This is a genomic window from Paraburkholderia translucens (assembly GCF_020881035.1).
Lineage (GTDB): Bacteria > Pseudomonadota > Gammaproteobacteria > Burkholderiales > Burkholderiaceae > Paraburkholderia > Paraburkholderia translucens.
This window is the reverse complement of sequence record NZ_JAJITC010000027.1, coordinates 20,902-39,167: the sequence shown is the minus strand read 5'-3', so window position 1 is coordinate 39,167 and position 18,266 is coordinate 20,902. Positions and strand designations below refer to the sequence as shown.

Here is an 18,266-nt window from a genome sequence, read left to right as displayed (position 1 = left end):
CGAGCAGAACGCGCGTCTCGCGCTGCAGGCGGCCAATCGCGGCTACGTGATGGACTCCGGTCTGATCACGATGTCGGGCGACGCGAAACAGATGCTCGACGATCCGAAGGTGCGGGCCGCGTATCTAGGAGAGTAGACGTAGCGACGTACGAACCGCCGATGCTGCACACAGCAATGGAGCAGGAAGCAAGGCGCGCCGAAGAGGTACGGTCTCTTGAATAAGGCGACTCGTCAGGCTGACGGGCTGGTACGGCTTCGGCAGCGCGGTGACAGGCTGGCTCGACGTGTCCGCTCAAGACGTGGCCGTTCTTCGCGAATCTGCTGTCGAACATGGACATGGTGCTGGCGAAGACCGACTGCGCGGTCGCATCGCGCTACGCCGCGCTCTTGACCGACAAGGCTGCGCAAACAGGTGTTCGGGCGGATCATGGCGGAATGGCAGCGAACGTCCGATGTGCTGTCGGAGATCAGGGGCAAGCCGGAACGGCTTGCGGATAACCCAATACTCGCGCGCTGGATCAAGAACCAATTCCCCTATCTTGATCCGTTGAATGACCTTCAAGTCGAATTGCTGAAGCGTCATTGCGCTGGCGACGACAACGTGCGCGCGGCGCGGGATTCATCTGGCAATAAGCAAAATTGCGGCACGTGTTGCAGAACACGGGGTGACGAATACTGGTCTATTTTATTAGACAGAACGCCGGTCCGGCAAAATAGAGAAACGCCGCTTCGTTTGACAACTAATGGCCTAAGCGAGGCTTTCGTGGCCTGTGGCCACGAGGTATCTACCTGTTCGATCGTGAGTAGCTTCTTGCCAAGTAGCTCAACCTTCGCAACAAATGTAGACGCGAGACGGAGGCAACGCTAGCGGTCGACTGCGAAGAGAAGATGCCAGTTCCGACCGGCTCCTCGATGGGGGCACCGCCGCACACCATTCGGCGAAGCGACTACCAGTCAAGGGTTGCGAACAGCTGTGGCACTTGGTCCAGCGTTTTTAGCGTGGCATCAGGTGTGTAATCCAAAAGTAGCTTACGACCCGTACCTCGATCTATCCAGACACACCGAAATCCGATGTCTCGTGCGGCGGCGTGGTCAAGATGCGGGCTGGCACAGATATGCACGACATCGTCCTTCGATACATTGAGTAGTTCGTGAGCGTACTCGAACAATCGTCGTGCAGGCTTGTAAGCTCCGGCCTGCTGTGCGGTTACGACACGGTCAATATAACCGCCGAGCTGTGCGACGTTGCCCGCAATGATATCGTCGTCAGTATTTGACACAATGCAAAGGCGATACCCCATCGCCTTGAGTTCCCTTAGTGTGCTGACGACTTCGGTAAACGGCGGCATCGCAGAGATTCGCGACGTGAGCACTGTGGTGTCCTTTTCGCTGCCATCGAGTCCAAACTCCTTCAGCGCAAGACGTAACCCTTGACCCGAGATCTCCCGGAAGGAGCGATGCGGTGGCATTTGTTCAAGCGCATGTTCATGCCGGTCGTACACCTCGATGAACTTGGGCGCCTCGACTTCAGTCACCCCACGATTGCCCAGAATCTCTTGCACCGCGGCAAGCAGACCTTCGTCCCATTGGATGAGCGTGCCATAGCAGTCAAAAGTCAGCCATTTCGGCCGCCGTGTACCCTTCAGTGACATCATTGACTCCGTTTCGTACAAAAGATGTTTGCAGAATAAGCGGAATGCTATATATTTGGAAATTAAATAAATCTCTGATGTTCAGTGGAAAGGTAAATAACGAATCATGTTTGACCTTGAACTGCTGAAGACGTTGATTTGCGTCGTTGATGAACGCAGTTTCACTCGCGCGGGCGAACGTGTACATCGCACGCAATCGACAGTGAGCCAGCAGGTGCGCAAACTTGAAGAATTCGTCGGGCGACCGTTGCTTCTTCGAGACCGCACCGGTAACCATGTGACTCCCACGGAGCATGGCGTACTGCTCACGCAGTACGCGCGCAGATTGCTTGCTTTATCTCAAGAGGCGCAGGAGGCGCTTCGGCGAGATGTGCAGCTTTCACCTGTGCGGTTGGGAGTTCCGGAAGACTTCGACGCGCGGCGTATGTCAGCGCTACTTTCCGGTTTTCTGAAGATCCGTCCGGATGCGCGACTTGAAACGCTAGCGGGAATGAGCGTAGTTTTGCAACAAAGGCTTTCTGCTGGCGAAATTGATATTGCCCTCGTCAAACGTGAACCTGGCAGCGGGGACTGCTTCGCATCGTGGCCAGAGGCCCTTGTCTGGGTGCGAGGTCGGGACGTCGTGTTACCGGAACGGGATTCGGAGGAGCCCTTCGCGCTTGCGCTTTTCCCCGATGGTTGCATCTATCGGAAGCGCGCGATTCGCACCCTCGACAAGGCTAAGCGTGCGTGGCGAATAGCATTCAGCAGCCAAAGTCTAACTGCGATTCAGGCTGCCGTTGCCGCGGGGCTGGCTATCTCGGTGTTGCCTAAATCGGCGGTTTCGCCCGAGCATCAAATATGCTCTGACATGCCGGCACTCCCACCAACAGAACTCGCGCTGATCGGCACAGGCGACGTGCTCGACACTGTACAGCAGGATCTGGTCGACTTTTTGATGCAGAAGGTTAGACGCGCATGATTCCGCTGACCGTTGGGAACCGCTTCAAAGCGAGTCGTGGTTGGCATTTGCACGGCGCTCCGGAAAGCGAGCGGCAGTAATGTTGCGGCAGGTTGCGGACGTTGGCGGGGTCGAGCAGCGGCACGCCAGTTTCCCGCATCAGCGAACTAACACTCTCGACACGAAGCGGACCTCGGCGTTGTCTGGAACCAAAGGCCGCTTTCGAGGTGCAGCTGCCTTTTGCTCCATTCTGCTAACGAAGCGGTTTGATGCAGCCGAAACCTTGTTTCGGAATCTGGCGGATGGGGAGCAAGCAAAAGTAGATAAATTCCTATCACTTACCATGTGAGGCTTTGCATGGCTCATACCTCGCTTGGGGGCGTTGGGTCAGCACCCACAGCATCAACCCCACGGCCTCAGCCTGAGTTCGGGTACCGGTCTTCTCATAAATCGCGCGCAGCTGTGTTCTTACCGTCGCGATACTCACCCCATTTTTCTGCGCATACTCGTCCGGCGAGGCGCCGTCGATCAGCGCTTCCGCCGCCGCTGCTTCGGCCGCGCTCAGGTCGAACGCCTGGCGCAACTGGATCGCCGTAACCAGGCGACTGCTCCCTTTTCGACGCGCCATAACCAGCAGCCCCGGACCGACAGTGCGTGCAACTCCCGAGGAACTCGGCAACGCATTGATGCTCAGAAACAAGTCGTAGTTACCATTCGCCCGATCGGTAATGGCAAGCGTCTCGCCATGCCCCGATTTCGCCACGCGCCCAAAGGCCGCCTGAAGTGCGTCATTTACGCTCGAAGACGTCGCGACCAGGCGGTCGCCCCTGAGTTTGAGACTGGCAGTTGCCCGGAGCATGGTCTCGGCCTCCGGGTTCACCGACACCGCTCGCAGCTGTCGGTCCAGGACAATGGCAGCAATGCTTAACAGCGCAGACATTTCCGCACCGACCGCCGCACTGTGATGCAATTCAACGGCACCCTGCCAGCATCTGATGGCTCGCTGCATGTGCCCGCTTATCGACGTGAAATCCGCTCTATTGCGATCTGTAAAAGACGCGCGTCCAGCCGCGCGCACGAGCGCGACCAGCACGTCACTACCTCCCGCGGAAGCGATACGCGTCCCGAACATGTAACGCAGTCCGTTTGGAATCAGGAAATCCTGGAAAAACTCGCTCCGGGAAACGTAACGGTCATTGAAGTGGTCCTGACAGGCAAACCAGGTATTGGCGGGCTGGCAGTTGACAAGGTCCACACGTGGATCGAGCCCCCGGTAGTACTCGACGTACCGCGCTATCATCCCGTCGAACGTGGTCGCCGTTGGCGTGTAGTACGAAAAGCGCGGGGAATTGCTGATGGCATCGATGCTGTACATGTGAAACATGTCAGCCTCGACCCATTCAGCCACTCGCTGAATAGTCTCAAAAAAGCCGTCCTGAGTCAGAGCGGCTTCATAGAGATCCCCGATGAGCTCATCCTTGTGCACCACGACGATGTCCCTGTTCTTGTTGACATCTAGAAAGCCATGTGAGTGCTGACGCCGCGCGATGGTTTTCCCGAATGACATGTAGACTTTCAGCGTGGCTCCAATGCCGCCCAAAACGCTTTCATCGTCTTACCGAAGTGTAATTGCGGTTCAAAAGGCCTTGCGTGCCCCAGCGCACACTTCCTTCGGACGTCTGCCTAAGGACCAGCCCACCTAGCAGCCCGTCCCTTCGATGCCGCGCTCGGCAGTGAAGCGCGTCTGGATTCAACTGCTATGGACCGATGTCTACTGTGACGCCGGAGGCCATCTCAACCAGCTGCACATATCGCCGAAAACTGATTCCCGTCCCACCTGGTTACAAGAGGTGCGAAGAAAAATCCGTTTTTCGCCACAACATCTTTGCATGCGAACGTCCGCATTTGTCCTCCTTTCCAAAGCAGTGAATTGCCGTACATGCGACCACCGTCGTCTCCAGGCGGGACGTGGTTCATAACAATAGAATTCACCGAGTCGTTCCCGCAACTTCCGTTACCCGTCGAATTCGTTACCTCACATACGAATACGTTGATATTAAATGAGCAACGATTAACCACAGTTAACTGCTCCCTATGGCGTGAGACCAGGGAAACGCATTCATTCGAATTCTTCGAGGTTATTACATTGCTTTTTCTCGAACCCAAATCGGCCAAATCAGCATCTTTTGCCGATAACATCGTGACACCAGCGCTCCCGCCGGCTCCAGTCGTTGCTGCAATTGACCCGCCCGAATTATCACTGCTCGAGGCGGAGGAAGGCGTGCTCAATGCGCCACCGAGCGTTGCGACGTCGTAAATCATGGCGATCGGAGATGAGACAACCTCCCAAATCCCGAGTCCAACATTTCCTTGACTAAATTCGTCTCCAGCAGATTGAAACGCTTTCATGGTCGTGCAGCCAGAAAGCATTGCAATCAATAAGAAATGGTTTGTGAATTTTCTCATTCTGGCACCTCCAAAGGAGTTCTTCCGCACATTGCTCCGCAGTCACTAGAACGCTCAATGGCAGACGCCTTGTCCAATAGAATTTGCCCCCAGTTGCGAGGTGTTAAAGCCTGTGAGAAACGGGAGGGCGGAGTTTGCGCAAGCCATGAACCAGACAGTCTGGTTGGGCACAGACCCGCCAAGGACGAGGCTTATTGCACCGGTTGCAAGCGTATCGGCATTGGTATCGTAGTAATAGCCAGTGGGACTTGTTGAGTCCGCACGAGCTTTACACTGCGAATTGGTCCAATCGTTATACAGTGTGCACCAACTTATCGTGACATTAACGTTGCACAAGTTCACAAAGTCGGTGCCACCCGACGAGTTAGCCTGGGTTGAAATGCACTGCAGTGCTGGTTGACCATGGTTCGATGGCGCAACGCTTACCGCACCCGTACCTGCTCCCGTTGCGCCTGGAGCAGTTGATGCATTGGCGCCACCTCCGGTTGCGGCGACAAGCACGTCCAAGCCAGTGTGATTGCTGCCCGCGCAGTTTCCGTACTCAAATCCGTAGCTCGTTGAGACGTTGGGTGCCACGATTGCACTATTGCCATTCGCGAACGTTTTTCCATTTGTGAACCAGTCGGCCTGCGTAAGCGAAGCGTCACAGGACGCCGACAAAGTGATCTTCGTTCCGGGCGCGACCGGCGCATCCTGGGTGCCCGGAGGCGATGCCGACACCGTACACGTCGGGCCCTTCACGTTGCACGCCTGCGCGCTCGACGATGCGCTCGGATCACCGCCGCCGCTGCCTCCACACGCCGACAACAGCCCGAGCATGCACAAGGCCGCAAGCGACACGACTAGCCTCATATGCCCCATAGCTGACCAACCGCGCAATGCGCGGCACAGCATAGTGACGGTTTTCATGTACTAGCTCCGTTGTGGTTCCATCGAATTGGGATCGCTGGCGGTTCAGCCTTCTACAGCCGGCGACCGTCTAGTTCGTCAGGGGCAACAGGAAAAGCGCGTTATCGATGGTCAGCAGGAGATTCTTGTCGTCAGCGGTAACCGACATCCCGCGAAGAACTCCCGATAGGCCCGTGGCCGAGTAGTCAAACAGCAGGGTCACCGTGCCGTTCGGATTCACGCGATAGATTTTCGTAAGGGGGCTCTCCACCACATAGAGCATCCCGTCGTTTCCGGCCGCGAGAAAACTGGGAGCCCCAGGCAGGGTCGGTACAGGGCTGCCTGTGTCACCCGCGATCATGGTCGCAGTGCCATCCGAATTGAGCTTGTACAGGCCATTCGTTGACTTGGGAGACACGGACGCTCCTGAAATGAAATAGAGCGTCCCGTTATGGACCGAGATGTCCAAAATGGGCTCGTCTACCATGCTCGTCCATGCTCTCGATACGGTCCGGCCCTGGGCGGAAGAGGTCACTTTGCGGATGCTGTAATTTTCGAGTGTTGGTGGGGGCAACACGACGTCCACAAAATAAGTCGTGGCTGCGCCGTCGGCCGCAACGTCCAGTGGCAAATTGAGTAGCGCAGTGGAGGTTGGGCCGTCGCCGGTGCCCGGCGTATTCGGCGTACCGGCGAAGGTTGTTACAACACCCGCCTGTGTGACCTTGCGAAGCACATTGTGTGCAGCGTCGGCCAACAGAATGTTCTGATCCGTGTCTACCGAGAGCTTTTGTGGCGCTCGCACGGTACGATCAGCACTCGCAACCGGTACGTTCCCCAAAGAGAGTAGATGGCCGTCGATCCACTCTCCTGTTCCTCCGAATAGAGCACCTTGTCCTGTACCGTCCTGAAACCCGCTCACGCCGGGTTTGCCAGCAAGCGTTGTCACCGCGTATGTAGGGTCGATCTTTCGGATGGTGAAGTTACCTGCGTCGGCCACGAAGATGTTCCCGTTGATGTCGGTAACGGTTCCGGCCGGTGCGTTGAACAGCGCGCTGGCACTGTCGCCGTCGCTCGCTCCCGCGGTTTTCTGCTGGCCGATCAACCGGTTCATGCCACTATGAAGCGAGACGCTTACGGACGCCTGAGAACTCGTGACGCTCCCGCCGGGGCCGCTGACCACGACATCGTATTTCGAATCTCCGTCGGCCACGGCAAGTGCTGGCGTTGTGTACGAGGCGGACGTTGCGCCGTCTATTGCGACGCCGTTGCGTCGCCACTGATACGACAGCGGGCCTGCGCCGCTGGCTGTGACGGAGAAGCTTGCTGAAGAGTCAACAGCGGTGGTGCTGTTGGAAGGTTGCGTACCGATGACAGGCGCCTGGGCATTGGTTGATGTGCCGCCGGAAGTCCCTGTGGTCCCTTGGGAGCCAGTCTGGTTTGTGGCTGGCGCACTTGGACCACTATCATTGCCGCCACCGCCACACGCCGCGACAAGAATTGAAAAGGACATGACTGCCAGCGAGGTCGCCCTTTTAATGGTCGACGGAGCCTTCACACGTCGGACTTTCATTTTCTGCCTCCCTTGCGGATACGAGACGACGAGCTTTCCGTGGGAGCAGTATCGAACGGCAGTTAAGGCCATCGCATCATTCAAATGAATGAAGGCCCCCAAAAAAGCGAGGGCTTCGTCTCGCTGCGCAGTAAGCTGAAGTGGCGCGCTTAACCAGCGGTTTAAGTCCTGTTTCGAGCCTAGCCGAGGTAGGCTGGACTCTATGGCGCCATCCACGTCGTGAGACGTGGGAGAACGCACAGAATCAGGGCATTGCGGCAGCACGCTCCATGCTCGGCCTTTCGCCCGACGCGCAGGCAGCGCCATGGTTCTGGACGGACCAGTGCGGGTTCAACGTGCAGTTCGTCGGCGACATGTCGGCGCCGAACTGGATCGTGCGCGGCCAACTCGATACGCCGCCTTGCGTACTGTTTGGCCTCGACGAGCAAGGGGCGCTGATTGGCGCGCTCACCGTCAATCTGGGCCGCGATGTGCGCAGCGCACGGGAGCTGGTTGATCGGCGCGCGAAGGTTCCACAAGAGGTGCTGCGAGATCCCAGCCAGGCGTTGCGCGCTCGTCAAAGCGGTCTGACGCGGTGGCCGGGACCCAGACCGGCAGTGTCGCAATAAGGCCCTGCTCGGCGTTGTCACGTTGTTGAGCGGGTCGCGTAACATGCCGTGATGCAAAAGACGAAATCACTCGATCACGGCCATCGCTTTCCGGCAGTCGTCATCAGTTCCGCGGTGCGCTGGTACTTCAGGTTTCGGTTGAGCCTGCGCGACATCGCAAAGCTGCTATGGCGTTCCTTTCAAGCTTCGGCCCGACCCGGCGGCTCTTCGCGCTCAAGCGACACCTGCTGCGTGCTTCGCTCTACCGAAAACAGCAAGCTGAGCGCTTTGCCAAATGGCATCGTGTCACCGAGCTCACCCAAAATCCGTCAGCCTCTTGAGCGAACACGCGTCCTCTGCGATCTTTGCGTCGTCGACGAGCCAACGTGACAATGCCCGCGGCACGGATCGTATCGAAGTAGTGGCCGGGAAGGTGGCGCGGCTTTCATCGGGGGTGACAGCCGGTGGACGGGCCACGGTGGACTCCGCTAGCGGGCTCCTGCGAGTGAGGACGGCAGATCGTACCGGCATCGCCGCGTCGTTGTTGCCGCGCCTGCCGGACATGCCATAAGGCGCGACAAGGTGAATTTCAAGCCTCCATCCAACTAACATGCGCGCTCACCACGCGCCATCCATCAGGCATCCTCACCCATGTCTGACTCTGCCTGCCGATGCGCGAATCGCCTTCGCGCCGAAACTCGATATTGGTCACGGCGAACGAGTCGCCATAGGTCGTGACGACGCGCGCCGTCATCGTGCGTGCGAGGCCCTTGCCGGTCCGCGCGGCGCGAAACGTGCGGATCGCCTCGTAGCCGTAAAGGTTTTCCGTCGTACCGTAGCGGAGCGTGTTCGGAGAATCGAAGAAGAGTCTGTCGAGCACGGCGACGTCGTTGGTGACGAGAGCCTGCTCGTAGGCATCAAAGACCGCATCGACTTCGGCGAGCACATCGGGACGGTTGATCGCGTTCATGCATCCGCTCCCGACGCCAGATGCGCCTCATCGAACGATGGCGGAGGCGGGCAATATGCGACGCTCTCCGCTTCGAGCCGGCGCGCCGCCTCGAACGCGAGATCTTCGCGCCAGGGCGGCGCGATCAGCTGCACGGCGATCGGCAAGCCGTTTTTCGTGCGCATGGGTGCCGCAACGACCGGCAGGCCGAGGCACGACACGGGCTGTGTCAGCAAGCCGAGGTTGGGCCGCACCGCGAGCCGCTCGCCGTTGATCTCCATGAACTCGTCGCCGACGTGCGGTGCAACCACTGGCGTTGCGGGCGCAATCAGCACATCGTAGTGCTCGAAGAGTTCGAGCACACGCCGCCGCAACGCTGCACGGACGCGCTGCGCCTGGACGAGCCATGCGGCGGGTAGGAGTGCGCCAGCGATGAGGCGATCGCGCGACAGAGGTTCGCGATCGTCATAGTGCGAGCGCAAGTTTTCCATGTGCAACTGGCCGCCTTCCGCCGCCGTGATGAGAAACGCCGCACCGCGCGCCGCATCGGCAGCCGGATACTCGATCGTGCGTGTAGCATCCAGCGCTGCGGCCGCGGTATGCGATGCATCACGCGCGTCGTCGTTCGCGTGTTCGTCGAAATAGCCGCCGAGGCGCGCAACCCGCAATGCGCCGGGCTTCGTATTCGCGGATTCGAAAGCGCGCTGCGCGCATGCGGGGTCGAGTGGATCGGCGAACTGCAACGCATCGTAGATCGCCGTGAGATCCTCGGCGCTGCGCGCGAATGCGCCCATGTGATCCAGACTCGCGACGAACGGATAAGTGCCGTATCGCGATAGGCGTCCAAACGTCGGCTTCACGCCAAAAACGCCGCACAGCGACGCTGGCACGCGCACCGAGCCATTCGTGTCCGTGCCGAGCGTGACCGGCACGAAACCCGCCGCGACCGCCGCCGCGCTGCCGCCCGACGATCCGCCTGCGGAACGCGTCAGATCGTGCGGATTGCGGCACGGCCCGGCATGATGGTTCTCGGTTGTGAAGCCGTATGCGAACTCGTCCATGTTGAGCGCGCCGGTGAGAATCGCGCCCTGCGCGGTGAGGCGCTTCACGAGTGTTGCGTCCTGCGTGGCGGGCGGTGCGCCGGCGAGTACGCGCGAACCGGCCAGGGTCGAGATGCCTTCTATATTGAAGTGATTCTTCGCGGCGAATGGCACGCCCGCGAGCGGGGGCAACGCGCCGCCGCGCGCGCGGCGTGCATCGAGCGCATCCGCTGCAGCAAGCGCCCGGTCGCGTGTGATCGCGGTGAACGCATTGACCTGCGCATCGTACGCGTCGATGCGGGCGAGCGTCGCTTCGATCAGCTCGCGCGCGCTAAATGCACCATCGGCGTAGGCGCGGGCGATGCCGAGCGCGCCACACGGCAAGGCGTGATGTGCGGTCATGGGCGATACACCGGTGCAGGTTCGTCGCTCGTATCGACGGGGTAGGCGAGCACGGGCGCAGCGAGCTGCGCGATGCGGACGAATTGCACCTTGGCGCGCGCGGCGGCTTCTACGGGAAGCGCAGGGAAAATCAGTGCAAGCGCGGCGTCCGCATAGGCGTCGAGCGCTTTGTTGCAGGGGGGAGACATGGCGGCCAGGCTCACGAAAGGTTGGGAAAGAGTTCAAGTACGAGCGTCGAGACCATGCGACTCCCGCGCAGGTGAACATCCGGATGATCTATCACTACTTCGGCGGCAAGGAAGCGCTCTACGTGGAAGTGCCGGAACATGTGCTTGCGCGGCTGCGCGAAGCGGAGCTCGCGGTGACGCTCGATGTGCACACGGTCGATCCCTCCGCCGGCATTCTTCAGCTCTACGACTTTACAGAAGGACACTTCGCCGCGCATCCGGAACTGCTTTGCCTGCTTTCGTGGGAGAACCTGAACCGGGCGCGAGCGCTGAAGAAGTCGAAAGTGATTCAGGCGCTGTCCTCGCCGGTGCTCGACAAGCTTCGTACCTTGATCCGGCGTGGAGAGGCGGCGGGTACGCTGCGTCAGGGAATCGACCCGCTGCATCTGTACGTGACGCTCGTGAGCCTCGCGTATTTCCACAGGTCGAATGCGTACGCGCTCTCGCGAACCTTTGGTACCGACATGCTCGCACCGTCGTGGCAGACCGATCGCACGGCGCAGACGCATGAGCTCGTGCGCGCCTTTCTCGCCGGAGAGCGCGTGCTCGAGCTGACATGAGCGCCCTCAGTCAACCGTTTTTCGTCTCTTCGCGATCGATCCGGCGATCAGCAGGCCGCCAACCGTCACCACGAGCGACATCAGCGTGGTCATCGTGCCGAGCGCGTAGATCACGGGCGTCGTGACCGAGGTCGTCAGGCCCTGCAATTCGAGCGGGAGCGTGTTCTGATCGCCGATGGCTTGCGACGTGCGCGCGATCTCATCCCAGGAGAGCGTGAAGCCGAACATGCCGACGCCGATTACGGAAGGCCCGATGATCGGCAGCACCACATGCTTGAACGACTGCCACGGCGACGCGCCGAGATCGCGCGCGGCCTCTTCGTAGGCGGGATTGAAGCGATTGAATACGGCGAACATCACGAGCAGGCCAAACGGCAGGGTCCACGTGAGATGTGCCCCGAGCGCCGAGGTGAAGAGGCCCATCGAGGTGGCCCAGTTGTCCGCAAACGACTGGAACCCCCATTCGTTCGCCAGATACTTGATGAGCGTGTCCAGCAGGCGAAAGGTCAGGCCAATACCGAGCGAGACGATGATCGACGGCATGATGAGGCTGGCGACCGACACGTAGAACACGGCGGTATCGCCGCGAAAGCGCCGTCTGAACGCGAGGCCGGCCATCACGGAGAACACCGTGGTCAGCACGGTTACCGCGAGCGCCAGCCTCACGGAGCGGCCGAACGCGGCCCAGATGTCGATATCGCCGACTCCGTCGCGCAACGCTGCGAACCAGTGCAGCGATGCGCCATGTATCGGAAACGTGAGACCGCCTTCGGCGCCTTGAAACGACAGAATGAAAATCGTGATGACGGGGCCGTAGAGAAACAGCACGAACAGCCCGAAGACGAGTGCGAGCCAGTAAAAGCTCGCTGGCCGATGCTCGCGATGCGCAAATGTGCCGCCCATGTCACAGCTCCTTTCTGATATCGACGACGCGCGTCAGCGCCCACACGAGCATCAGCACGACGGCGAGCAGAATGACCGCGTTGGCCGCCGCGGCCGGAAACTGCAGGTAGCTCGTCTGCACCTGGATGATCTTGCCCACCGAGGCGATCTGCTGCCCGCCCATCACGCCGACGGTGAGGAAGTCACCCATGACGATGGTGACGACGAAGATCGAGCCGATCACGATGCCCGTCTTCGACAACGGCAGCACCACGTCGCGGATCACCTGCCAGCCGCTCGCGCCGCCGTCGCGCGCGGCATCGAGCAGCGAACGGTCGATGCGCATCATCGCATTGAAGATCGGTACGATCATGAAGAACGTATAGAGATGCACGAACGCGAGGACCACGGAGAAGTTCGAATACAGCAGCCATTCGACTGGACGCTCGACGAGATGCGTTGACATCAGCGCCTGGTTCACGAGCCCGTTGCGGCCGAGCAGCGGGATCCACGAGATCATACGGATCACGTTCGAGGTCCAGAACGGAATCGTGCAGACCAGGAATAGCACGGTCTGCATCGCGGTCGTGCGCACATGAAAGGCGAGAAAGTACGCGATCGTGAATCCGAGCAGCAGCGTCACGGCCCAGACGATCGCGCAGAACTTCAATGTCGACCAGTACGTCTTGAAGGTAACGCAGACATCGGTGAAGGAGCCGCAGCCGTCGAATATCGCTGCATAGTTCTTCAGCGTGAACGCCGGAATGATCTGGTATTCGTTGAAATCCCAGAAGCTCACGATCAGCGTGATCACGAGCGGCACGATGAAGAACAGCGCGAATATCAGCGTGAGCGGCGTAGCTTGCAGCCATCCGCTCACGCTCCGGTGGCGCACCGGCATTGTCTTCGCTTGCTGGAGATGGTCGACGGAAGCCATTGTCAGGCATGTTCCTTCATGCAGCGATGAATTCGTTCCACTTCTGGACCATATAGATGTTCTCATCCATCACCGCGTTCCAGCAGGCGATCGCGCCCATGCGCTGGTTGTACGAGCCGCCGTCGCGTACGGCGCCGACCTTCTCGAGCAACTGGCCGTCGGGCGCCTTGATGTCCTGCGCGGCGGGTTTGCCTTCCATCCAGTAGTCCCACTCGTAGGCCTGCATGTGCGCCTTCGCGGTTTCCGTCACACCCGGGTAATAGCCTTGGCGCATCAAATAGGCACCGGCCCATCCGTCCTGGAACCAGTTGACGAATTCATACGCCGCGTCGAGTTTCTTGCCCTGCAGCGAGCGCGGGAAGCCGAAGCCCGACGCCCAGGAGCGATATCCCTCCTTGAGCGGCTGGAACTTGCAGGCGATACCCATCGTGCGAACCTTGGTGACAGCCGGCGACCACATGGACTGGATCACGACTTCGCCCGAGGCCATCAGGTTCACGCTCTCGTTGAAGTCGCGCCAGAAGGCGCGGAACTGCCCGGCACGCTTCGCCTCGATCAGCACCTTGATGGTCTGGTCGATCTCGGCCTTTGTCATGTTGCCCTTGTCGCCGTACTTCACCTGGCCCATCGCTTCGATCGCCATCGCCGCGTCCATGATGCCGATGGCCGGAATGTTCAGCAGTGCCGCCTTGCCCTTGAACTGAGGATTCAGCAGATCCGCCCATGTCGTCACCGGGCGTGGGATGAGATCCGGGCGAATGCCGAGCGTGTCGGCGTTGTATGTCGTCGGAATCAGCGTCATCCATTCAGTCGGCGTCGCGCTGAACTCGGTCGAGCGCGCGTCCTTCAGGAACATGACTTTCTTCGGCGCGGTGCCCTGATCTCCGATCTTCTTGCCGTTGACCTCGCCTTTCGTCAGCACGGGCGTAATCCTGTCGGCGAGCTTGATGCGCTTCGTGTCCATGCCCGCGAGCGTGCCGGCGGGAATCAGCTTTTTGAGCGAGAAGTATTCAGTGTCGACGATGTCGAAGGAGTTGGGCTGGGTGATGATGCGTTTGGTCACGTCGTCGGTCGTGACGGGAATGTATTGAATCTCGATGCCCGTGTCTTCCTTGAACTTCTTCGCGATCTCCGCGCTCTGGTTGACCGCGGTGCCGAGATAGCGCAGCGTGATCTTTTCCTGTGCACGGACGTAGGGAAAGCCGGCGATGCCGGCTGCCGCCACCGCGCCCTTGATGAAGGTGCGGCGTGAAAGGCCCCTGTTTGCCAATGCCTCTTCACCTGCCTTGGTGTTTTCGTTTTTCATTGGACTCTCCTCGAATTTGAAGCGATGAATATCGATGTTCAGGCGGCAAGCGGATGGGCGTTCTGCTCGTCCCACCACACCGTCACGCGCGCGCCGGGACCGGCGCGTTGGGGGTCGTAGTCGGCGTCGCTGATCAGGGAAACGAGTTCGGGCGAACCGTCGAGCGGATCGAGCGTCATGCGCAGATGAGTGCCCTGATACTCGGCTTCGCGCACCGTGCATGCAAGGCCGCCGATGCGCGAGAGTCCGTTGCCACCCGCGCTCGTCCCGGGCGCGACGCCGTGTGGCGCGATGCGCAGATGGTCCGCGCGCACGGTGAAGAGCCGCCCGTTCTTTCCCAAGACGTTGTGACCGCCGAGAAAGCGCGCGACGAATTCCGTGCGCGGACGATTGAAGACTTCGAACGGCGTGTCGCTCTGTTCGATATGGCCATGACTCATGACGACGACCAGATCCGCGAGCGCCATCGCTTCTTCCTGCGAATGCGTGACGTGCACGAAGGTGATGCCGAGTTCCTTCTGCCAGCGCTTGAGCTCGGCGCGCATCTGCACGCGCAGGAAGGGATCGAGGGCAGAGAGCGGCTCATCGAGAAGCAGGCAGCGCGGTTCGTTGAGCAGCGCGCGCGCGAGCGCGACGCGCTGCTGCTGGCCGCCGGAGAGTTGCGCGGGCTTGCGCTCCCCATAAGCCGACATCGCGACGAGTTCAAGCAGTTCGCCCGCGCGCTTTCGACGCATGTCCCTGGCGACACCACGCACCTTGAGGCTGAACGCGACGTTGTCGAGCGCCGAGAGATGCGGAAAAAGCGCGTAGCTCTGGAAGACCATCGCGGTGCCGCGCGCGGCGGGCTGTTCGAGCGTGACGTTGCGCCCGGCGATCAGGACGTCGCCTTCGGAGACCCATTCGTGGCCCGCGATCATGCGCAGCGTCGAGGTTTTGCCGCAGCCGGACGGCCCGAGCAGACAGCAGTACGCGCCGCCAGGAATGCGTAGGTCGATGGAATCGACGGCGAGCGCATCACCATAGCGCTTCGAAACATGCACGAGTTCGATGTCGGCCGGGCTCGCGTGGGCCAGGGTGGAGCGCGGTTGAACCATGAAGGCCTGTCCTGTGTGAAGACGCTGAGGAATTTGCGGGTAAGCCGTTGCAAGACATATGCCATTGGTGTTCCGAAGGACAGCCGTGGGATCTGGTCACGGAGGCTGCAACGCGCGCTCACGAGCGCGTGTCGACGAATTGGCCTGCTTATTGCACACGATCTCGTGCCACGATCGTCGGCGATTGCGTATGTCACGTGTGTGCGATCGAGGTGCGGATAACGCCCGCTTTGGGGCATGACCTGACCAAACTGATTCATTCTCACTCGATAATGGACGACTTCGATCCGTTGAAGACGCATGGACGTTTCGCCTACCGCCCGATACACCATGGCGATGGATATCGCTGGCCCAACGGGACGAATCTGGCGTTTTATCTGGGCTTCAATCTGGAGCACTTCGTGTTCGGCGAGGGGCTGGGCGCGGCGCTCGGGCCGCCGTCGCCGCAGCCCGATGTGCTGAACTACAGCTGGCGCGAGTACGGCAATCGCGTGGGTGCGTGGCGCTGCATCGAACTATTCGACACGCTCGACATGCCCGCCGGCACGCTCATCAATACCTCGCTTTACGATCATTGCCCCGAACTGATCGAAGCATGCATGGCTCGCGGCGACGAGTTGATCGCTCACGGCCATACGAACGCGCGGCGTCAGAGTGATCTCGACGAAGAGGGCGAGCGCGCACTGCTCGCGCATTGCCGCACGCGCATGACCGAATACTCGGGCGTGGCACCTTCGGGCTGGCTCTCGCCGTGGATCTCCGAGTCGCGTCACACGCCGGACCTGCTCGCCGAGACCGGCTATCGCTATACGCTCAACTGGTGCCACGACGACCGTCCCGTGCGCATGAAAACGCGCGGCGGCCCGATCTGGTCGATCCCGTATCCGCAGGAACTCAACGATTTGCCGATGATCATGGCGCGCCAGATGGATATGCGCGACTTCGCCGACATGATCATCGACCAGTTCGACGAGATGCTGGAGCAGACGCAACGCGCGCATGCGCCGCCAGCGCTCGTAATGGGGATCGCGCTGCATCCTTATATCGTCGGGCAGCCGTATCGCCTACGGCATCTACGGCGTGCGCTCGCGCATATCGCAGCAGCGCGCGACGACATCTGGCTCACGACACCCGGCGCGATTGCGCGACACGTCGACGAGACCGTGCCGCTTGCGGTGGATGTCGAATGAGGACGGAGAGAGAGCGCGCGGACGCGCGCATCTACCGCTCGATCTTCGAGGGCGTGCTCAACCGCAGGCTCACGCCCGGTACGAAACTGCCCGAGCCGGAACTATGCACTCTGTTCGGCGTGAGCCGCGCGGTGGTGCGGCGTGCATTGGAGAAGCTTGCGTACGACGGCATCGTCGTCCTGCGTCCGAACAAGGGCGCGGTGATCGCGCAGCCCACGCGCGAGGAGACACGCATGATCTTCGAGGCCAGGCGTGCGCTCGAACGCTCGCTGGTCGAACTCGCGACGCAGCGCGCGAGCGCTGCCGACATCGCGGCGCTGCGTGAGCAACTGAAAGAGGAGCATGAGGCGATGCATCGCTTCGATCAGCCGTCTTGGGCGCGGCTGGCGAGCGCGTTTCATTTGCGCATCGCTGCGCTGGCAGGCAATGCGATCCTCGAGCACTACTTGACGGAACTGGTATCGCGCTGTTCGCTGATCGTGGGAGCCTACGAGCCGGTCGGTAATGCGCCGTGTGAGCACGACGAGCACTGCGCCATACTCGAATGCCTCGAGGCACGCGATGCACAAGGCGCTATCGCGCACATGAGCGCGCATCTGCACGACCTGGAGGCGCGTATCGAGACATCGCGGATGCCTGGTGCGAAAGGGCTTGCGTATTTGCTCGGCATCAATCCTGCGCAACGAACCGCAATGGAGTGACATGGAAATCGACTTCGAAGCGATCACCGGGTATCAGCGCTACAAGCTGATGGCGAGCCTCATTGTGCCGCGTCCGATCGCGCTCGTGACGACGCTGGGCGAGGACGGAATCGTGAACGCCGCGCCGTTCTCGATGTTCAACATGCTCGGCGAGGAGCCGCCCATTATCATGATCAGCATTAACCGCCTGGCGGACGGCACGCTCAAGGACACGGCCGTGAATATTCCGCGCGAGAGGGAGTTCGTCGTGCATCTCGCCGACGAGGCCATCGCGCAGCAGATGCATCGCTGCGGGGAGCGCTTTGCCGCCGATGTTTCCGAGCTCGATCAGGTGGGGTTCACCGCGCTCGCGTCGTCGCGCGTGAAACCGCCGCGCATCGAGCAAGCGCCCGTCGCGTTCGAGTGTGCGTTGTGGGAGACATTGGAGACCCCGAGCCGCCATATTTTTATCGGCAAGGTGCTGATGCTGCATGTACGGGACGAGCTAGTCGATCTGGATGCTTGGCGCGTGCGCCTTGAGCACTACTTTCCTGTGGGGCGTTTTGGCGCGAGCGATTACATCACGACGCGCGATCGCTTTCAGATGTGACTCCGCGGAGGACTTCGGGTACGTACCGGCACGCTGATTCAGGTATGGACCTAAGAGGTTGCAGCAGAGTGGGGACGCGCTCCATCGCCGCTGTATCTGGCGTCAGCGGCAAGGCTGGTGTCCTGGCGAGTCCGCCTTAACAGCGCAAATCGTCGGCGATTCACTATGCACAGGTGAGCGACCGTTCATGGCCGACCGTACGCGTTCGGTAGCCGGCCTCGCACGCGTACGGTCGGATACCCTCGTTCGGGCCAGTGCCCGCTTTGCGGCCTCATAGCGCACCGAG

17 protein-coding genes and 3 pseudogenes are annotated in these 18,266 nt (G+C 60.5%); 9 read left to right on the top strand and 11 right to left on the bottom strand.

All coding sequences use genetic code 11. From position 1 onward, the window contains the following. Positions 1-136, top strand: a pseudogene (locus tag LJ655_RS28930) (ABC transporter ATP-binding protein); the annotation flags it as partial. Between the two features lie 100 nt (positions 137-236). Further along, a pseudogene (locus LJ655_RS28925) lies at positions 237-692 on the top strand (phosphoenolpyruvate carboxylase); the annotation flags it as partial. A gap of 255 nt (positions 693-947) precedes the next feature. On the opposite strand, the gene LJ655_RS28920 reads toward LJ655_RS28925, so the two are convergent. Continuing rightward, positions 948-1,652, bottom strand: a complete 705-nt coding sequence (locus LJ655_RS28920) for a haloacid dehalogenase type II (RefSeq protein WP_230564580.1) — start codon at positions 1,650-1,652, stop codon at positions 948-950. A 106-nt stretch (positions 1,653-1,758) separates the two neighbouring features. On the opposite strand from LJ655_RS28920, the gene LJ655_RS28915 reads away from it, so the two are divergent. After that, positions 1,759-2,613: a LysR substrate-binding domain-containing protein gene (locus LJ655_RS28915; RefSeq protein WP_230564579.1), complete on the top strand. Its 855-nt coding sequence runs from the start codon at positions 1,759-1,761 to the stop codon at positions 2,611-2,613. Between the two features lie 313 nt (positions 2,614-2,926). Here the strand turns inward: LJ655_RS28915 and LJ655_RS28910 are convergent, their stop codons facing one another. The 3 genes from LJ655_RS28910 to LJ655_RS28900 form a co-directional block, all read right to left on the bottom strand. Next, the gene (locus tag LJ655_RS28910) at positions 2,927-4,159 is read right to left on the bottom strand and encodes a helix-turn-helix transcriptional regulator (protein ID WP_230564578.1); all 1,233 of its coding nucleotides are present in this window, start codon (positions 4,157-4,159) and stop codon (positions 2,927-2,929) included. A 227-nt stretch (positions 4,160-4,386) separates the two neighbouring features. Beyond that, positions 4,387-5,058: a hypothetical protein gene (locus LJ655_RS28905; RefSeq protein ID WP_230564577.1), complete on the bottom strand. Its 672-nt coding sequence runs from the start codon at positions 5,056-5,058 to the stop codon at positions 4,387-4,389. 979 nt (positions 5,059-6,037) lie between these two features. Then, the gene (locus LJ655_RS28900) at positions 6,038-7,516 is read right to left on the bottom strand and encodes a hypothetical protein (protein ID WP_230564576.1); all 1,479 of its coding nucleotides are present in this window, start codon (positions 7,514-7,516) and stop codon (positions 6,038-6,040) included. A gap of 269 nt (positions 7,517-7,785) precedes the next feature. Here LJ655_RS28900 and LJ655_RS28895 point away from each other — a divergent pair, with 269 nt between their 5' ends. Together LJ655_RS28895 and LJ655_RS30450 are read left to right on the top strand one after the other, a co-directional pair. Continuing rightward, complete coding sequence (locus LJ655_RS28895; RefSeq protein ID WP_230564575.1) at positions 7,786-8,124, top strand: oxidoreductase C-terminal domain-containing protein; 339 nt, start codon at positions 7,786-7,788, stop codon at positions 8,122-8,124. Positions 8,125-8,175: 51 nt separating this feature from the next. Continuing rightward, positions 8,176-8,295: pseudogene (locus tag LJ655_RS30450) on the top strand (IS6 family transposase); the annotation flags it as partial. A gap of 397 nt (positions 8,296-8,692) precedes the next feature. Here LJ655_RS30450 and hpxZ read toward each other — a convergent pair. Genes hpxZ through LJ655_RS28875 form a run of 3 tightly spaced genes read right to left on the bottom strand, consistent with a single transcriptional unit; the run spans position 8,693 to position 10,682 of the window. Further along, entirely contained in the window at positions 8,693-9,073 is a 381-nt protein-coding gene (hpxZ, locus tag LJ655_RS28885; RefSeq protein WP_230564574.1) for an oxalurate catabolism protein HpxZ, read from the bottom strand. Continuing rightward, positions 9,070-10,494, bottom strand: coding sequence for an AtzE family amidohydrolase (locus LJ655_RS28880; RefSeq protein WP_230564573.1), 1,425 nt, complete (start codon positions 10,492-10,494; stop codon positions 9,070-9,072). Before LJ655_RS28880 ends, hpxZ begins: the two co-directional genes overlap by 4 nt. Then, positions 10,491-10,682 carry an AtzG-like protein gene (locus LJ655_RS28875; protein WP_230564572.1) on the bottom strand — a complete coding sequence of 64 codons (192 nt, stop codon included), beginning with the start codon at positions 10,680-10,682 and terminating at the stop codon, positions 10,491-10,493. Before LJ655_RS28875 ends, LJ655_RS28880 begins: the two co-directional genes overlap by 4 nt. Positions 10,683-10,765: 83 nt before the next feature. Between LJ655_RS28875 and LJ655_RS28870 the strand changes: the two genes are divergently transcribed. Further along, entirely contained in the window at positions 10,766-11,281 is a 516-nt protein-coding gene (locus tag LJ655_RS28870; RefSeq protein ID WP_230564571.1) for a TetR/AcrR family transcriptional regulator, read from the top strand. A gap of 6 nt (positions 11,282-11,287) precedes the next feature. Here LJ655_RS28870 and LJ655_RS28865 read toward each other — a convergent pair whose 3' ends face one another. The 4 genes from LJ655_RS28865 to LJ655_RS28850 are packed head-to-tail and all read right to left on the bottom strand — an operon-like array spanning position 11,288 to position 15,500. After that, a complete protein-coding gene (locus tag LJ655_RS28865) occupies positions 11,288-12,184 on the bottom strand; it encodes an ABC transporter permease (RefSeq protein WP_230564570.1) in 897 nt (298 codons plus the stop codon). A gap of 1 nt (position 12,185) precedes the next feature. Further along, on the bottom strand, positions 12,186-13,100 hold the full coding sequence (locus LJ655_RS28860; protein ID WP_230564569.1) for an ABC transporter permease: 915 nt from the start codon (positions 13,098-13,100) through the stop codon (positions 12,186-12,188). Between the two features lie 16 nt (positions 13,101-13,116). Further along, the gene (locus LJ655_RS28855) at positions 13,117-14,406 is read right to left on the bottom strand and encodes an ABC transporter substrate-binding protein (RefSeq protein ID WP_230564568.1); all 1,290 of its coding nucleotides are present in this window, start codon (positions 14,404-14,406) and stop codon (positions 13,117-13,119) included. Positions 14,407-14,444: 38 nt separating this feature from the next. Beyond that, positions 14,445-15,500, bottom strand: a complete 1,056-nt coding sequence (locus tag LJ655_RS28850; RefSeq protein ID WP_230564567.1) for an ABC transporter ATP-binding protein — start codon at positions 15,498-15,500, stop codon at positions 14,445-14,447. A 272-nt stretch (positions 15,501-15,772) separates the two neighbouring features. On the opposite strand from LJ655_RS28850, the gene LJ655_RS28845 reads away from it, so the two are divergent. Genes LJ655_RS28845 through LJ655_RS28835 form a run of 3 tightly spaced genes read left to right on the top strand, consistent with a single transcriptional unit; the run spans position 15,773 to position 17,980 of the window. Next, positions 15,773-16,690, top strand: a complete 918-nt coding sequence (locus LJ655_RS28845; RefSeq protein WP_230564566.1) for a polysaccharide deacetylase family protein — start codon at positions 15,773-15,775, stop codon at positions 16,688-16,690. After that, positions 16,687-17,391: a GntR family transcriptional regulator gene (locus LJ655_RS28840; protein ID WP_230564565.1), complete on the top strand. Its 705-nt coding sequence runs from the start codon at positions 16,687-16,689 to the stop codon at positions 17,389-17,391. The genes LJ655_RS28845 and LJ655_RS28840 overlap by 4 nt, the downstream gene beginning before the upstream one ends. Position 17,392: 1 nt before the next feature. Beyond that, complete coding sequence (locus tag LJ655_RS28835) at positions 17,393-17,980, top strand: flavin reductase family protein (protein ID WP_230564564.1); 588 nt, start codon at positions 17,393-17,395, stop codon at positions 17,978-17,980. The last annotated feature ends 286 nt before the right edge of the window (positions 17,981-18,266 follow it).

What these genes read in the sequence shown, in the direction of transcription:
- LJ655_RS28840 (WP_230564565.1), top strand. Translation starts at nt 16,687, where the DNA reads ATGAGGACGGAGAGAGAGCGCGCGGACGCGCGCATCTACCGCTCGATC.
- LJ655_RS28915 (WP_230564579.1), top strand. Translation starts at nt 1,759, where the DNA reads ATGTTTGACCTTGAACTGCTGAAGACGTTGATTTGCGTCGTTGATGAA.
- LJ655_RS28910 (WP_230564578.1), bottom strand. Translation starts at nt 4,159, where the DNA reads ATGTCATTCGGGAAAACCATCGCGCGGCGTCAGCACTCACATGGCTTT.
- LJ655_RS28835 (WP_230564564.1), top strand. Translation starts at nt 17,393, where the DNA reads ATGGAAATCGACTTCGAAGCGATCACCGGGTATCAGCGCTACAAGCTG.
- LJ655_RS28900 (WP_230564576.1), bottom strand. Translation starts at nt 7,516, where the DNA reads ATGAAAGTCCGACGTGTGAAGGCTCCGTCGACCATTAAAAGGGCGACC.
- LJ655_RS28860 (WP_230564569.1), bottom strand. Translation starts at nt 13,100, where the DNA reads ATGGCTTCCGTCGACCATCTCCAGCAAGCGAAGACAATGCCGGTGCGC.
- LJ655_RS28880 (WP_230564573.1), bottom strand. Translation starts at nt 10,494, where the DNA reads ATGACCGCACATCACGCCTTGCCGTGTGGCGCGCTCGGCATCGCCCGC.
- LJ655_RS28855 (WP_230564568.1), bottom strand. Translation starts at nt 14,406, where the DNA reads ATGAAAAACGAAAACACCAAGGCAGGTGAAGAGGCATTGGCAAACAGG.
- LJ655_RS28895 (WP_230564575.1), top strand. Translation starts at nt 7,786, where the DNA reads ATGCTCGGCCTTTCGCCCGACGCGCAGGCAGCGCCATGGTTCTGGACG.
- hpxZ (WP_230564574.1), bottom strand. Translation starts at nt 9,073, where the DNA reads ATGAACGCGATCAACCGTCCCGATGTGCTCGCCGAAGTCGATGCGGTC.
- LJ655_RS28850 (WP_230564567.1), bottom strand. Translation starts at nt 15,500, where the DNA reads ATGGTTCAACCGCGCTCCACCCTGGCCCACGCGAGCCCGGCCGACATC.
- LJ655_RS28870 (WP_230564571.1), top strand. Translation starts at nt 10,766, where the DNA reads ATGATCTATCACTACTTCGGCGGCAAGGAAGCGCTCTACGTGGAAGTG.
- LJ655_RS28865 (WP_230564570.1), bottom strand. Translation starts at nt 12,184, where the DNA reads ATGGGCGGCACATTTGCGCATCGCGAGCATCGGCCAGCGAGCTTTTAC.
- LJ655_RS28875 (WP_230564572.1), bottom strand. Translation starts at nt 10,682, where the DNA reads ATGTCTCCCCCCTGCAACAAAGCGCTCGACGCCTATGCGGACGCCGCG.
- LJ655_RS28845 (WP_230564566.1), top strand. Translation starts at nt 15,773, where the DNA reads ATGGACGACTTCGATCCGTTGAAGACGCATGGACGTTTCGCCTACCGC.
- LJ655_RS28920 (WP_230564580.1), bottom strand. Translation starts at nt 1,652, where the DNA reads ATGTCACTGAAGGGTACACGGCGGCCGAAATGGCTGACTTTTGACTGC.
- LJ655_RS28905 (WP_230564577.1), bottom strand. Translation starts at nt 5,058, where the DNA reads ATGAGAAAATTCACAAACCATTTCTTATTGATTGCAATGCTTTCTGGC.